Origin of the sequence: Adlercreutzia mucosicola DSM 19490, from assembly GCF_000422625.1 — a bacterium.
In the GTDB taxonomy this organism is placed as follows: domain Bacteria; phylum Actinomycetota; class Coriobacteriia; order Coriobacteriales; family Eggerthellaceae; genus Adlercreutzia; species Adlercreutzia mucosicola.
In genome coordinates this window covers 1-14,474 of record NZ_AUGK01000007.1, presented here as the reverse complement: position 1 = coordinate 14,474, position 14,474 = coordinate 1, and the positions used below count along the sequence as shown (strand labels likewise).

Annotated in this window: 14 protein-coding genes; 9 read left to right on the top strand and 5 right to left on the bottom strand. The window is 56.2% G+C overall.

Annotated features, from left to right (window positions below; translation table 11 throughout):
- Nucleotides 1-60: 60 nt before the first annotated feature.
- On the bottom strand, nt 61-1,227 hold the full coding sequence (locus tag G503_RS0105165; RefSeq protein WP_028026740.1) for a Fic family protein: 1,167 nt from the start codon (nt 1,225-1,227) through the stop codon (nt 61-63).
- 323 nt (nt 1,228-1,550) lie between these two features.
- Nucleotides 1,551-2,423, bottom strand: coding sequence for an ADP-ribosylglycohydrolase family protein (locus tag G503_RS0105155; protein WP_051190951.1), 873 nt, complete (start codon nt 2,421-2,423; stop codon nt 1,551-1,553).
- 233 nt (nt 2,424-2,656) lie between these two features.
- On the opposite strand from G503_RS0105155, the gene G503_RS13835 reads away from it, so the two are divergent.
- From G503_RS13835 to G503_RS15955, 5 genes are all read left to right on the top strand, one after another.
- Entirely contained in the window at nt 2,657-3,910 is a 1,254-nt protein-coding gene (locus G503_RS13835; protein ID WP_156891936.1) for a hypothetical protein, read from the top strand.
- The gene (locus G503_RS15570; RefSeq protein ID WP_051190949.1) at nt 3,907-5,100 is read left to right on the top strand and encodes an HNH/ENDO VII family nuclease; all 1,194 of its coding nucleotides are present in this window, start codon (nt 3,907-3,909) and stop codon (nt 5,098-5,100) included. The genes G503_RS13835 and G503_RS15570 overlap by 4 nt, the downstream gene beginning before the upstream one ends.
- A gap of 471 nt (nt 5,101-5,571) precedes the next feature.
- Nucleotides 5,572-5,868: an addiction module antidote protein gene (locus G503_RS15965; protein WP_084636296.1), complete on the top strand. Its 297-nt coding sequence runs from the start codon at nt 5,572-5,574 to the stop codon at nt 5,866-5,868.
- A 10-nt stretch (nt 5,869-5,878) separates the two neighbouring features.
- Nucleotides 5,879-6,634: a TIGR02391 family protein gene (locus G503_RS15960; RefSeq protein WP_084636295.1), complete on the top strand. Its 756-nt coding sequence runs from the start codon at nt 5,879-5,881 to the stop codon at nt 6,632-6,634.
- A gap of 11 nt (nt 6,635-6,645) precedes the next feature.
- Nucleotides 6,646-7,914, top strand: a complete 1,269-nt coding sequence (locus tag G503_RS15955; RefSeq protein ID WP_169628144.1) for a Shedu immune nuclease family protein — start codon at nt 6,646-6,648, stop codon at nt 7,912-7,914.
- A gap of 109 nt (nt 7,915-8,023) precedes the next feature.
- On the opposite strand, the gene G503_RS0105135 is transcribed toward G503_RS15955, so the two are convergent.
- The 3 genes from G503_RS0105135 to G503_RS13820 all read right to left on the bottom strand — a co-directional run bounded on the left by G503_RS0105135 (nt 8,024) and on the right by G503_RS13820 (nt 10,726).
- Nucleotides 8,024-8,842, bottom strand: coding sequence for a nucleotidyl transferase AbiEii/AbiGii toxin family protein (locus G503_RS0105135; RefSeq protein WP_028026737.1), 819 nt, complete (start codon nt 8,840-8,842; stop codon nt 8,024-8,026).
- Nucleotides 8,842-9,372 (bottom strand): type IV toxin-antitoxin system AbiEi family antitoxin domain-containing protein, encoded by a 531-nt coding sequence (locus G503_RS0105130; RefSeq protein ID WP_028026736.1) that lies wholly within the window; start codon nt 9,370-9,372, stop codon nt 8,842-8,844. Before G503_RS0105130 ends, G503_RS0105135 begins: the two co-directional genes overlap by 1 nt.
- Nucleotides 9,373-10,390: 1,018 nt before the next feature.
- Nucleotides 10,391-10,726, bottom strand: a complete 336-nt coding sequence (locus G503_RS13820) for a restriction endonuclease subunit S (RefSeq protein WP_084636293.1) — start codon at nt 10,724-10,726, stop codon at nt 10,391-10,393.
- Nucleotides 10,727-11,180: 454 nt separating this feature from the next.
- Between G503_RS13820 and G503_RS0105115 the strand changes: the two genes are divergently transcribed.
- The 4 genes from G503_RS0105115 (at nt 11,181) to istB (ending at nt 14,397) form a co-directional block, all read left to right on the top strand.
- On the top strand, nt 11,181-11,909 hold the full coding sequence (locus tag G503_RS0105115; protein WP_028026735.1) for a lantibiotic protection ABC transporter ATP-binding protein: 729 nt from the start codon (nt 11,181-11,183) through the stop codon (nt 11,907-11,909).
- Nucleotides 11,906-12,100: a hypothetical protein gene (locus G503_RS0105110; RefSeq protein WP_028026734.1), complete on the top strand. Its 195-nt coding sequence runs from the start codon at nt 11,906-11,908 to the stop codon at nt 12,098-12,100. The genes G503_RS0105115 and G503_RS0105110 overlap by 4 nt, the downstream gene beginning before the upstream one ends.
- 99 nt (nt 12,101-12,199) lie before the next feature.
- A complete protein-coding gene (istA, locus tag G503_RS0105105) occupies nt 12,200-13,645 on the top strand; it encodes an IS21 family transposase (RefSeq protein WP_235715498.1) in 1,446 nt (481 codons plus the stop codon).
- Between the two features lie 2 nt (nt 13,646-13,647).
- Entirely contained in the window at nt 13,648-14,397 is a 750-nt protein-coding gene (istB, locus tag G503_RS0105100; RefSeq protein ID WP_035021893.1) for an IS21-like element helper ATPase IstB, read from the top strand.
- Nucleotides 14,398-14,474: the final 77 nt, after the last annotated feature.

Genomic DNA, 14,474 nt, shown 5'->3' with positions numbered 1-14,474 from the left:
GACCATCAGGCGCTTGACAGGCGCAACGCCCCGCGAATAAGGCGCTTCCCTCCACGGCGTCTACAACGGATCTCCCCCGCGCCGAAGAATGGCGAGATAATCTTCGTACAGATAGACCCGATATCGCTGCTTGTTAGCCTCAAGCTGTGCCAATATGCCCAGGTCGCAGAAAGCCTTCACCAATTTCACCGCAGTTGTCCTTGAAATCTCGAGTTGCTCTGCCACAAAGTTCACATCGACAATCGGATTGCCCTCAATCAGCTCCAAAAGTCTTTGGCCGTTGCCGACCGACCGTCCCATTTCCTCGTTGATGAGGGATGCGTTTTTGTTCCTCAGGTTGACAAGCAACTCCATCGCCCTAACCGCATCCTCGGCGCTTGCCAGCAAACAGTCGCAGAAGAATTCGACCCATTCTGTGTAGGCGCCGCACTCGCGCACCTTGGTTAGCATGGCGTAGTACTCGCTTCGCCGCAGCTTCAGCTGGTAGGAAGGATAGAACACCGCACCGCTCAGAACGCCATCGTTCATTAGCGAGAGCGTTATCAGGAGCCTTCCGATTCTTCCGTTGCCATCGAGAAACGGATGAATCGTCTCAAACTGATAATGAACGAGCGCCGCTTTCACAATAGGGTCAATTCCGTGCTCGTTGTTTACGAATGCCTCCATTTCTGAAAGAGTATCGGCCATATCGTCGACGTTTGGAGGAACGAACGATGCATCGCGCAGAGTGCAGCCGGCTGGACCTATCCAGTTTTGAGAGACTCTCATCTGTCCGGGATCCTTTTCCTGTCCGCGCGTCCCCTCAAGCAACACTTCATGCGTCTCCTTAAGAAGACGCGCACACAGGGGAAGCGTCTGCATCCTTTTCACCGCATACTCCGTCGCCTTAACGTAGGCGACCACGTCGGACACATCTTTGCGAGTAAGTCCGACATTGGACGGGTCGAGAATATCGTCAAACGTGCACTGCGTTCCTTCAATTTGCGCCGACAGCAAGGCTTCCTTGCGGACGTACATCGCCAGATACATCGAAGCATTCGGAACAAATCTGAGCATACCTTCAAGCTCGCCAATCTTCCTCGAGCAAGCGCTGAGCAACTTTACAGTGTCAGAGCTAAGCTCCAGGGCGGCCACGTTCGATAGCGGAGTTGGCACGAATGAAGAGTACTCCAGCTCTCCTGTAAGGTTTTTCCTGAGAAAGCCCTGCCCGTTGTTCTCTATTTTCATAGCGCATCCTAACGACACTTTAGAGCTATTAAAGTCTTATATAGTATTCTAACGACACTTTATCATGAAATTTCGTCGTTACAAAGCCTCAAACGCGCTAACGACACTTTTAAGTTGCACGGACGCAAACAATGAATCGGGCACCCGATGAGCGAAACCCAAGCGGCGCAATGATTCGTCACTGAGAAAGCCGATGGGCCTCAGACGGGTGATGCCATTCCTGCCCACGGCAACAGGGTCCATCGAGACCACGTACTTAGGGCAGCTATCGCCAATGGCCTCCAGCGCTCCAGACCCACGATCGGTCGTTGTCTCACTGGCCATCAGAATAGACACCGCTCGATAACCTCTTTCCCGCGGAGCTGGCCCAGCCATTGCCGGGGAATAGAATCGTAGCCGTAGAGGGCGGCTGCCAGCGCGCCGGCGACGCAGGCGGTGGTGTCGGAGTCGTCGCCCAGGTTCACCGCCTCCGTCACGCATTCCTCGAAGCTGCCGGTGTTGCACGCGCACCAGGGCGCGGCGCCCAAGGTGTCCAGGACGTAGCCCGTCGAGCTGATCTCGTCGCGAGGCAGCTCCTGGATGGCCTCCAGGAAGGCGAAGCGCCCGTCGTCGGGGATGTTGCGCCCGATGGCGCCTTCCAGCCCCTCCCCCTCCAGCACGTTCCTCAGGACGCGCACGAAGAAAACGCAGGACTCCGTGGATATCGGATGGGCATGCGTGATGGCCGACACTGCCCTGACCTCGTCGTCGATCGCATCGGTAAGGGCCAGCGGCGCGATGCGCATGAGTGATCCGTTGCCGTTGGAGCGCTCCCCGTCGCAGCCGAACCCCTGGCAAAGCGCGGTAGCGGTGGCGTTGCCGACCCCGAAAGCATGCCCGTCGACGGTATACGTACCCTCATAGAGCCACGACCTGAAGCGGCGGCGCATGTCGTCGACATCGATGCCGCCGCAAGCTCCGATGCTGTCGCAGGTCGCAAGCAAAAGCGACGTGTCGTCCGAGAACGTGCCCGCAGGCATCCCGTGCGCTCCCCCGCCGACCATGCCCGCGCATTCGAAAGTGCCACGCTCCATGCACTCATAGGGCACCCCAAGCGCATCGCCCACAGCAGCCCCGCACACGATGGCCCTGAGGGCTTTCGGGGCACGGCTTTCGTAGGTTGGTGGCGCCGAATGGCTGCATTCCCGAAGGATCATTTCACGCTCCTTGTCGCCGCTATTGTTGCCTCCATTCTAGACGAACAGCCCCAACAGCGACCGCGTATATGTCATCGAAATGGCCCGCAACTACATAGGGTAAAATTGACGTGATGATTTCGCCCAGTACATCCAAGCAACGGGCGACTCCACTGGGGAACGAGAGGCAGGCAGACAATCGGTGATGCCGAAGGAAACGCTATTTAACCCGACGAGATAATCGGAGGATTCATATGATCAAAAAACTCATGGGCTGCCTGTGCGCGGCATCACTAGCGATGGTTCTGGCTCCCGCGCTCGCTCTCGCCGACGAGGCCAACGAGCAGGTCTTCTACATCGGCACGGCCGCGAACGCCGGACTTGACACCGGCTATAACGAGACCAACGAGTTTTCCCGAGACGATTGGCACTTCGGTTGGAATCTCGGTCAGTTCATCATCAGCGGATACACAAGCGAGACCGAGAGCGCGCAAGGCTACCCGGTGTTCCTGAAGACGACCGATGACCAGATCAGGCTGACATTCAGACTCGACCAGAACCTCGACGCCCTGAACGGCAACGAGAACCTGAAAGTCAACGCAGATACGGACGGCTACAACCAGCATTTCGGGATAGATAGGACCGACTTCGGACGCGGCGCGCTCATCATTCGCCAGACCAACTATCAGAACGCCACCGGCGAGCCCCAGATCTATACCAACTATCTCGAAGGAATCGAACAGGGCGCTGAGACCGAGGTGGTCTTTCTCGAAGAGGGCAACTACGAAGTTCAGCTTGACTATGAGGTGCGCAACGACCCGAGGAAGGTTGGGCCGGTGTCGCTCGTTCCCGAGTATGCGAACTACAAGATTGACTTCTACTTTGAGGTGAGGAACGGCAACTGCATGGTCTTCCCGTTCGATCTCGTAACGCACTCTGAGTTAACTAACGAGGCTTACGCTCCTAACGGGTTCTACCTTGATCTCGCGAAATCGCGATACCTCAACATCAACATAAAGAAGGAGCTGCTAGCCGCCGGTAGCAACGGCCTCGTCGAGGACACGCGCTTCAACGGACCTGCTCGCGACGGCGACGAGTATACCGAGGAAGGCATCTACACCATCACCGCCTCGAATCCAAGCACGGGCCAGGAGACCGTGAAGAAGATCTACGTGGGTAACGACCCCGTGCTTAAGTGCTACGCGGTAACGGGACTCCCCATCGAAACCATCAACGCACGGCTCGCCGAAGGCGACGCGATCAGCGACGAGGGAATGCTCATCACGCCCGAGCAGACGCCGATCGCTGCGCCCGAGGTCGAGGAGCCCGAAGACAAGGGCTTCCCTATTGTCCTTGTCGCATTGCTCGCTGCAGCGGCGCTCGTCATCATTGTCGCCCTGCTGTTGAACAGGAGGCGCAAGCGCCCGGCTCTCTCGGAAGAGACAGCCCAACTTGAAGCGAAGACCGATCCCAAACTCCTGAGCAACGGCGAGGAGGACGAGAAATGAAAAGGCTGTTAGCACTGCTGCTCTGTGGATGCCTGGCACTTTCCGGCTGCACCCCCTCAACATCCTCGGATTCAGAGATAGTCGAGCCCGTATCCTATCAATTCCCTGAGGAGTATTCGACACCCTCCGACCCCGAGGTGGTCGAGGGACTTGAGGAAAGCGTCTACGTAAGCCTTCGAGAATCATTGGACTCCGATGATTTCCTCATCGATGAGGTTGAGGTCGCCTACGTCTCGCAAGAATACCTGGACGAACTGAAATACAACTCCCAGGAGAACGTCTTCTTCGGCTATACGCTATCCGAGATTAGGGACTATTTCGGAGACGCACCCTATGTATTCACTGCCGAAGGCGGTCAGACCGTGGTGAAGCCTTTCGAGGATTTCGACGATACCTGGGAGCAGGTGGCAACTAACGTGGCAACAGGAACGGGTGTCATCGTCGTTTGTGCGACCGTCACCGTGCTCGCTCCGACTGTCGGCGCTCCTGCCACGGTAACGGCCCTCTTCACCTTCGCGACAGGCGGAGCTATCGCTGGAGCTGCAATAGACGCCACGATATCGGGAGTCTTCGCTGGAATAGCGACCGAGGTTCAAACCGGCGAGATAGACGAGGCGATCAAGTCGGCCGCTCTTTCGGCTAGCGAGGGTTACAAGACCGGTGCGATTATCGGCGCTGTCACCGGCGCCAGCGTTGAGGGCATTGGTCTTTTACGCGCGTCAAAGTACGCGAAGAAAGCCGGAGAAGCCGGCCTCACTATGAATGAAGCCGCAACGGTCCAGCTGGAGTCAAAATACTCTCTCCAGACAATTCGAAATATGCGAAACATGGACGAGTACGAGGTCTACAAGAACGCGGGGCTTAAGGAGTGCGTAATCAAAACGCCGGAAGGTACCAGGCGCATACTCTCCAGAGAGATCGATATGAAGCGCATTGACGAAAACGGTCTCACAAACGTACAGAGAATGGAGAAGGGGCTCAACCCTATTGATGAGAACGGCATAAGCTACGAGTACCATCATGTTGGGCAAAAGAACGATGGGACCCTAGCGCTTCTCTCGAAATCGGAGCACGACGCCCCTGGCTTGCACTTAAAACAAGACTCCGAGATAGAGCGTCAAGTGTTCAACAGGGAAAGATCTCAGATCAACAAGGCTTCCTTGGTTCAGATTTACAAGCAGGCTGCTTGACTCCCTCCCGACTTCCACAATTCGCCAGCATGCCCCATGTGCGCTCATCCCGGTAATAACCATATAGGCGAGCGCAGGGATCCTCTACCCCCGAGCGAAGACATTTGTCGTCAGGGGCTTAGAGAGCAGAGACTGTTTGGCCAATCTCTGTGAACTGGAGTAAACTGCTCAAAACGAGCAGAGACCGAATATATGTTCTATCCCACTCTGAAACGGATAAGCGAAAAACAGTGTTGCATGGGCATTTCTTATCATTTCGCACCGCACAGTCTGAGATTTCCAGCTAGATACAGTATCACTTTGTAGTCGCCGAAAAACATCTGCCCGATGATCCAATATGGAAATTAATTACGCCGTCAGTACATCATTGTTTAGATGTATAGTATAATATACAATATGGCATAATAGATTTTGAAAGCAGTTGAGCCCACCAAATGGTTCAATGCCGATAACAACCAATATAGGACGGATATGAAGACAGCAACGAAATGGGATGCTTCCGAACACCTGAAGACTGAGGAAGATATGGCGGCCTATCTAAACGCCGCACTGGAAAATGGAAATACTTCTGTAATCTCTGCTGCTCTCGGCGATATCGCTCGAGCAAGGGGAATGACCCTGCTCTCCAGGGAGACTGGTATAACGCGCGACGGACTCTACAAAGCGCTTTCTCCCACCGGAAATCCCTCCTTTGACACAGTGCAGAAGGTTATAAGGGCTCTTGGACTCAAGCTGGATGTGTCTTCAGCGAGCGAATCGATGAAGTAAACGGCTCTGAATGAAACAGGATTCATATATGTCTTCACAGTCAAATTACATCAAGCTAATTGATAGATTCTGGATCTGGACGCAAAATATAAATAGAGAGCTCATAAACGGCAGCGTGCCATTCATTGACCGCAGGACGCTTCAATCAGTTCGCGCGCAGTTATTAGATTTAGCCAATATGGTAAAGGACGAATACCCGTTTTTCTCTGACGAGCTTCTTGGGATCGCCTCTGTACTTTTCGGAGGTGGCATAGGTAGCTCATACTCGATAAATCCTTCCGCTTTTGGAGAGCTATTTATAATCATTAAAAACCTAAAAATAGAACCATTTAATCTTGCATTATGGAACACGATTCATCCGCGCATTAAAAATTCGTCATTTGGTTTATATGCGGATGGTCATTTTGGACCCGCTGCTGAAAAAGCGATTAAAGAGGTCGAGCAAAGGCTTCGCGACATCTTTAATCAAGTTAGACCCACCTCGGTCGAACCAAAAGAAGCAACTGAGATCGTTGGAGCTCTTCTCTCTGAAAATGGGGCATATCCGGTTTCTAATTGGAAAACCCCTTCCGAAAAAAGCTATGGTAGAGGCGTCAAGCTTCTTTTTGAAGGGTTTCTCTCCTCGTACAGAAATCCGATATCCCACGGTAATAGGGACATTTCTAAACAAGAGGCTGTTGAGCAGATTTCACTCGCTAGCCAATTGATGCACGTACTTGATAAGGGATCTGCAAATTTGCAGACAGCACGCGACCAGGAAGTCTAGAAATGAGATATGTGTTTAACAACGAGGCGGATGCCCCTGGGGGCTCCATCAATGTAACTTCAACTTCAAGAAACACAGCCGATGTGACCCCATTTCTTCTTCGAGATGAGACGGATACACATCGATTCAGCTTTGAGCCAGTTCTTGTAAACAATGAGAACCATCCCGATAATAGCGTGAGCGGGAAAATCGTGTATGAAGTCAAAGGCAAAGGCGATTCAATCTTTCCTTCGCAGGACGATCAGAAAACTATTTCTAAGAAAGACATCAGGAAAGGAGACTCCCTTGAGCTGACTCTTAGAACAGAAGAAGCTCGTAATCTGTATGAAGGACTCCGAAAACTGTATCAGTTACACGAGACCATAGGAGGTATTTCATACGGTAGAACAACTTACGTGGAGTTAGATAATGCTTCCAGATCTTTGCTTCAGCTTTTGCGAAAGGATCCCTCTGCGGCGCGAATGATCAGCACTGATGAAACGTTTGCTCTAATTAAGGAATTACTGCGCCTCTTGACCACTGGAACAACGCATACAGAGCTTCAGGCAATACTGGGCGAGATGGAGGACGGAAATTTACAGCAATTAGCTTCGGGCCTAAACCTCGAGCAGATGAAAAGAGCGGCAAAAGAAATCGAGGCGAATCTTCAAAACGGCGATGAAGAATTTTGGCAGAACAAGGTTTTCATAAAATATCAGTGGCTTATTTCGCAGATTTTCTCAACCCCATACACGCTTTACGATTCGAAGTCTTATGTCGGGGGCAAAGCAATCTCAAACGCTGGGGGCAACATCGCTGACTTCATCTTTCAAAACAAAATAACGAGTAATATTTCTATCGTTGAAATAAAAACACCGAGAACCAAACTGCTCGGAAATAGATATCGAAACAGTAGCTTCAGTGTAAGCGGGGATCTAAGCGGCGCAATAGCACAGGTTCTTAGCTACAGACAAAGCATACTGAATGAATTCGCCAACATAAGAATTAGCACAGGTGAATCATTTGAGGCGTTCAATCCCCAGTGCGTCATCATCATTGGCAACACCTCCGAACTTGAAGGAAGCAACGGCTCATTTGATCGGGATAAGCTCTCCTCTTTTGAAAATTTTAGAAACTGCCTTACCGGCATTGTTGTTATTACTTATGATGAACTTTTGCAGCGAGTTAAAGACACGGTTGCATTATTAGACTCAGAACCTCCAGAAAATGTCTCGAACCCTGGCTATGCCGTTTCGAACACACGACTCCAAAACGCTTATGACGACGACACTCCTTTTTAATAGAAGGCATCGGCCATCGACAGAAGAATTAATGATGACAACATCACGATTTGAAGTCACGGCATCAGCCTGTCACTACTAGCCCAAACGGACTATTCGCTGAAAACAGCTATTTGGCGATCTCTTCAATGAAACGGTTAGCCCACTCCACAGCATCCCCCACGTCCTGGATAACAGCAAGCCCTTCCGCTGCTTCAGCATACAGCGATTCCCAATTCGTGCCAACTTCAACAACAGGAGGCCAGGACTGTTGGCCTCGGTAGGCGAAGAGACGCTCGCATGTCGAGCGCGTCTCTGCAAGATTGGCATCGCCCTTCTGGAAGATCAGTTGAAGGTCCACAAGATCGTGAGCGCGCCTGGATCCTCCCTCGGACAGGCCGTGCAGCTTCTGGGAGATCTGGTGGCTGAGTCGCATGACGGGAATAGCTGAAGGCGGATCGAATCCGAGGGCCTCGAAAAGCCTAGCTGCATCTTGCGGAACAATCATGTCCGGCTCGTCAGCATCGCCGATCTCGTTGTGGCCAACCTCAAGCTGGACCGTCACCCAGGACTTGCCAAGGTAGCTCAGCTTCACATCGTAGGGCTGCATGACATAGCTTGCAGGTATCCCTGCGGGCGTCGCGGGCTCTCTTCTCACGACTGCCCCCGTAAAGCCCTGCCATCCCGCTTCGAGCGCGTCGCCCAACGCTCCAATGTACTCCTCGATGTGGGATGCCCTGGCAGTGTCGAGATCCTCGCTGAAGCGGGTTCCCTCATCGCCGAACCGGAGCTTTAGGGCGCTCCCGCCCTTGACGGCACCATCCGGCAGCATCTGCGCTACCACGGCATCCGCCATAACCGTGCGCGCTTGGACGAAATCTTGGCCGCGTCCTGCGATTCGCTCAATCGCAATATCGAGGTTCCTGCGACTGTTCGGCCTCTTTGGCATCAGGCTGCCACCTCCCTATCGAGCTTCTCCGCCTCGTCTTTCCTCAATAGACCCTGCCGCCACGCTTTCCAAACGGCATCCCGAAGCCTATCGGGCATAATCTTGCCCACGCAGGAGCGAATGGCCGCCCCGACCGTCTGTGAGGGTATGCCCTCGTACTCGGTAACGTCCTTGGCGTCCTTTCGCTGCACCACCTTCATTCCCTCGGGTAGCTTTCTGCGGATGCGCCTCGGAGTACCGATGAACATCTTGGCGGGATTGGTGGGGCAGAGCGCGAACATGGCGAGGACAGATTCGCCGTAGAGGTACGCACCGGGACCCGCTAGAGCAACGCTTTCGGCGTAAGGATCAAGATTACCGGGAACGTGGTGCTTAATGCGGTAGACGCCGTACCCGATACGGCTCAGCCTTCCATCAGAGGTAAAACGGGACAGCTCCTTATCGGAGATCCCCATGCTAGCCGCTTCATCCCGGGTCACAATCCCGTAGTTATCGGCTGCTACTTCGTATATTTCCTCGTATTTGCTCATGTCAAAACCTTACCATATTTGGGAAGGTTTTGACATGAGCAATAATAGGGATCTGTTTCAAATAACGCTTTAAGTCCGACGATCGCGCATAAACTGCAAAACATCCACGAAAACGCTCCTTAAAAGAAACGAGCGCCTCCTTAAAAGAAGCGCCCGACTAGAACGACAAACGGAGCAGATTATTCTATTCCCACTCTTTCACGCTCGTTTGTTGCGGCGCCATTCCAATTGGGTCTAGTTTGATTGTCGGTTTTGTCCACCTTGCCGCCGAATCCCTCCGCGTGTCCTCGCGTAGGCGTTTGGGACAAACCCTGGGACAAATTCGCAAACCATTTCGAAACCGCAAGCCCGCAGTTTCGTTTTTGTCCCGGGGACAAAAACGGGTTAGTTTTGAGGCCCTGAAACGTCCGATATGAACGCCAAAACAGCCGACTATCCTCTTCGACACCCGTTTGGCAAAGTAAATCGTAGCCAGTGGCTTTAACGTCTTGCATTTCCGCAGGTCATGAGGGATACACAAGAGCGATGACTGAAAGAATCGTCGCGGGTGGCTTTGTTTTTGCCCTTATGAGCCAGCTCTAAGCGCCTTAGGAACCGAGCGGGAAATCCGAGTTAGAGGATCCCAATCGTCGCCTTATTTCAGGCTGATCGCAAATTAGTTGGCAACCGAAAGCCAAGGTATAGAGACGAGCCGCACCTATGCGCACACATTTCGGTACGTTTCGTACGGCATCGGCTATAACAAACAAAACCGCCGAACGATTCAGATTGCAGACGGCCAACTCGACGTGACAAATCCGCCGTATCATCTTCCCAACATCCGCCTTCGCGCCATCAGCGCCCCGCGAAATCGGTGAGTTTTCTAGCGCTTTTTCGGGTGCTATTGCTCCGATTCGGCAGGCTCAGCCTCCGCTCGATCTTACGCATGTTTTTTTTGGGAGGGCACGAATCGTCGCCCGCCACAGCGGCTTATACAGCCTCTCGGCATAGAGGGAAACACCATGGTCACGCTCAACGTCTACGTCGACATCGAGCCGATGTCCAAGATACAGAACATGCTGCGCGTGGCGCCTGCCTTGCGCGGGAAGTCGAGCAGGCGGTCGCGGTAGTACCCGTACTGCGCCCGGCGTGCCTCGATCTCGGCAGGGATACCGTCGGTGAGCGATTTCGTTAGGGTGTCGAAGCGATCGAGGATGTCGACGGCCTTCCGCTGGGTGCCGATGGATGGGGCGGGAATCTCGACCCTCGATAAGTCCACAGGCGCGGCTTCGATTACCTTTGTCCCTTTCGCTACCTTTCGTTTGGATATCTGAAAGTCCTGAGCAGTAGCTAAATATGCTAGGTATCTCGGGATAATGCTTTCGGTCGCATACGCGCAAGAGTGTCCGCTGATTGCAACCGGCTGTTCCCCTTCCTACGCCAATGGTGTGCAGACATCTTCGATATTCTTGCTCGTTATGGCGAAAATCACGTCTCCAGGGTTTGCCTTTTTCGATTTAGCGTATTGCTCTTCAGATCATCGTGGTGTGCTCGCAGCCGCGCTCCACGAGGAGCCGCTCGGCAACGTCGAGAATCTTCTCGACCGTCTCCTCCGGGTACTTATTGCGTGCCGCGGGCACCTCCGTCCATATTATCGCGATAAACATACCATGAGTGGCGTACGGGTCGAGAAGGGCTGGCGCCAAAAGAGCCCAACGGCCGTTACGGCTTCGTTAGAAACGCGCCCCACCATGGATGGTGAACCCGAAAGGCAAGGCGCGCGGGCACGGCGACTCGGCCCGCGCGCCCGGAAGAGAAAGGACGAACCCATGGGTTACATGCTCGAGACGCGCGGGCTCACCAAGCGCTTCGGCCGCGGCGACCAGGCGCAGGATGCCGTGGCGGACGTGAGCCTCCACATCCGCGAGGGAGAGGTGTACGGCCTGCTCGGCCCCAACGGCGCGGGCAAGTCGACAACGCTCAAGATGATCTGCGGGATGCTGCGGCCGACGGCCGGGGAGATCCTCTTTGCCGGGCACGCCTGGCGCCGCGAGGACCTCTACGCAATCGGCAGCCTCATCGAGGAGGCGCCGCTCTACCCCAACCTCACCGCGCGCGAGAACCTGCGCGTGCGCACCACGCTGCTGGGCCTTCCCGAGAGCCGCGTAGATGAGGTGCTCGCCGCCGTGGACCTCACGGACACCGGGAAGAAGCGCGCCGGGCGCTTCTCGATGGGCATGCGGCAGCGCCTGGGGCTCGCGCTGGCGCTGATCGCCCGGCCACGCCTGCTCGTGCTCGACGAGCCCACCAACGGCCTCGACCCCATCGGCATCGAGGAGCTGCGCGACCAGATCCGCGGCTTCGCGGCGGCGGGCACGACGGTGATCGTCTCGAGCCACATCCTCTCCGAGGTGCAGCAGATGGCGGACACCATCGGCATCATCTACGGGGGGCGCCTCGCCTACGAGGATGCGCTTCGGCCCGGGCAGGACCTCGAGGAACTCTTCATGAGCGTCTGCCGGGAGGGGCGACGAGCGCGCGGGGAGGTGGCGGCATGACGGGCAAGAAAGGCGGCCTGCTCGCGGGCCTGCGCGCCGAGGCCCTGAAGTCGCGCCACGCGGCACCGGTTCGCCTGGCCGTGCTCATGGCGCTGCCGATGCCGCTGCTCGGCGCGATGCCCTACCGGGGCGTGCAGATCTTCAGCGCGTGGTGTGTATGGCACAGTAGAAGTCGACACTGTGGCATGTAGGATTCCGGCACTTTGGCAGTGAACATGCCGACCACCACCAAGGGCTATTCTTGTCTTGCTTCGGTAACGACGAGAAAGGCTGGGAAGGCAATGATCAGCATGTCCAAGATCTATTCTATAAGGCAGATGAGGATGGAGGGGCGGCCAATCGCCCATATAGCCAAAACGCTGGAGATTTCCAGAGACACGGTGTACAAGTACCTGGAGGAAGAGGACCTCTCCCCGAGACCCCCGGTCAAAAGGGAGCGCGGGAGCGTCCTCGACCAGTACAGGCCAACGATCGCCTCGTGGCTGGAAGACGACGCGAAGGGCTGGCGCAAGCAGCGCCACACCGCCAAGCGCATTTGGCAGAGGCTGACGGACGAGCTGGGGGCCGAGGTCAGCGAGTCGACTGTTCGCCACTACGTGGGCAAGCTGAAGAAAGAGCTCGGCATCGGCGGGGAGCGCTTCCTGGACCTGGTATGGGCGCCAGGCGAGGCGCAGGCGGATTTCGGGGAGGCCGACTTCTACGTCGCGGGCGTGAGGCGCCGCCTGAGCTATTTCGTGCTCACGTTCCCGTTCTCCAACGTGGGGCTGGCTCAGGTGTTCCCCGGAGAGAACGCCGAGTGCGTCTGCCAGGCACTGAAGGACATCTTCGAGTACCTGGGCGGCGTGCCCGCCCGCATCGTCTTCGACAACGCCGCCGGCGTCGGCCGCAAGATCGGCGATGCCGTGAGGACCGCCGGGCTGTTCTCGGCGTTCGCCGCCCACTACGGCTTCGCGTTCTCGTTCTGCAACCCCAACTCCGGCCACGAGAAGGGCTCCGTCGAGAACAAGGTGGGCTACATCAGGCGCAACCTCTTCGTCCCCGTGCCCTCCTTCGACGGCGGCAGGCGCTTCAACAAGACGCTGCTCGCCCGCTGCATGGCGCTAGCGGAGAAGCCCCACTGGGCCAAGGGCGAGGAGGAGCGGGCGCTGTTCATGGAGGACAGAGTGGCGCTGCTCGGGCTGCCGCCTGCCCCCTTCGACGTGGTGCGCTACGAGAGGAGGCGAACCGACAAGCTGGGCCGCGTTCGCCTGGAATCCCGGCACTTATACTCGACTTCGCCCGAGTTCGCGCTGACCGAGGTCATCTGCGCCATCAGGGCGCGCGAGGTGGTCGTCGCGGATGCGGGCGGGACGGTTATCGCCACCCATACGCGCGCCTACGGGGACGCGCCGAGTGACACATCGAACCCCGCGAGCCAGCTCGCCCTCCTCGCCAGGAAGCCGGGCGCCTGGAGGAACAGTCGGGTGAGGGCGGCTGTCGCAGATGAGCTGCGCGAGTACATGGACGGGCTGGGCCGAGACGCGCTCGCCGAGCGGCTGCGCCTGATGAGGAACGTGGCGGCGCAGAGCGGGTGGGAAGCCATGGTGGAAGCGGCGGCAACCGCGCTCGAGAGCACCGGGCGGATCGACGAGGCCGGGATGCACATGGCCGTCCTCTCGCGAACGAGCACCCCGATCCGCTACGACGAGCCAGTGGACCTCAGCGTCTACGACGCCCTCGCACGGAAGGGGGTGTGACCATGGCCCCAAAACCGAAGGGCGACGTGGCCGCCTTCAGAGAGCTGGCCCGATCGATGTACTTCTCCAACGAGTCGTGCGACTGGTTCTGCGAGGAGGCCTCCGCCGGGCAGCTCAGGATGGCATGCGCGCTCATAGAGCACGAGCAGCGCGTGCGCGAGCGGCGCAAGCGCGAGAGGCTGTTCCGCAAGGCAGCGTTCCCCCAGCTCAAGTCGTTCGACGGATACGACTTCTCGCAGGTGAGCTTCCCGGAGGGCTACGGCAGGGACGATCTCATGTCGCTCGACTTCATCGAGCACGCCCAGGACTTCGTGTTCCACGGCCAGACCGGGCGGGGCAAGACGCATCTGGCAATAGCCGTGGGGTCAGCGGCCGTGAATGCCGGCAAGATGGTGAGGTTCTTCGGCACGGCAGGGCTCGTCCTGGCTCTCTTGAAGGCGAACCGCGAGGAGGCGCTCGACAAGTACCTGGCGGACATAGAGAAGAGCGATCTCGTGATAATGGACGAGTTCGGCTATATACCCATAGATCTGGAGGGTGCGCGCCTGCTGTTCCAGGTCATTTCCAGCTGCTACGAGAGACGGAGCCTCATCCTCACCACCAACATCGAGTTCAGCAAGTGGGGAACCGTTCTCGGCGACGAGAAGCTCGCGGCAGCGGCCATAGACCGGATAGTCCATCACGGGCGGCTGGTGGAGTTCGGAGGTGAGAGCAAGCGGATGGGAGATTCGCTCATGCTAGGAAGACGGTAAAGACAGGGGGGGTCGGCGGTGCCAAAGTGTCGATTTTAGTCAGGCCAAAATGTCGACTTTGCTATTGCCAAACACAC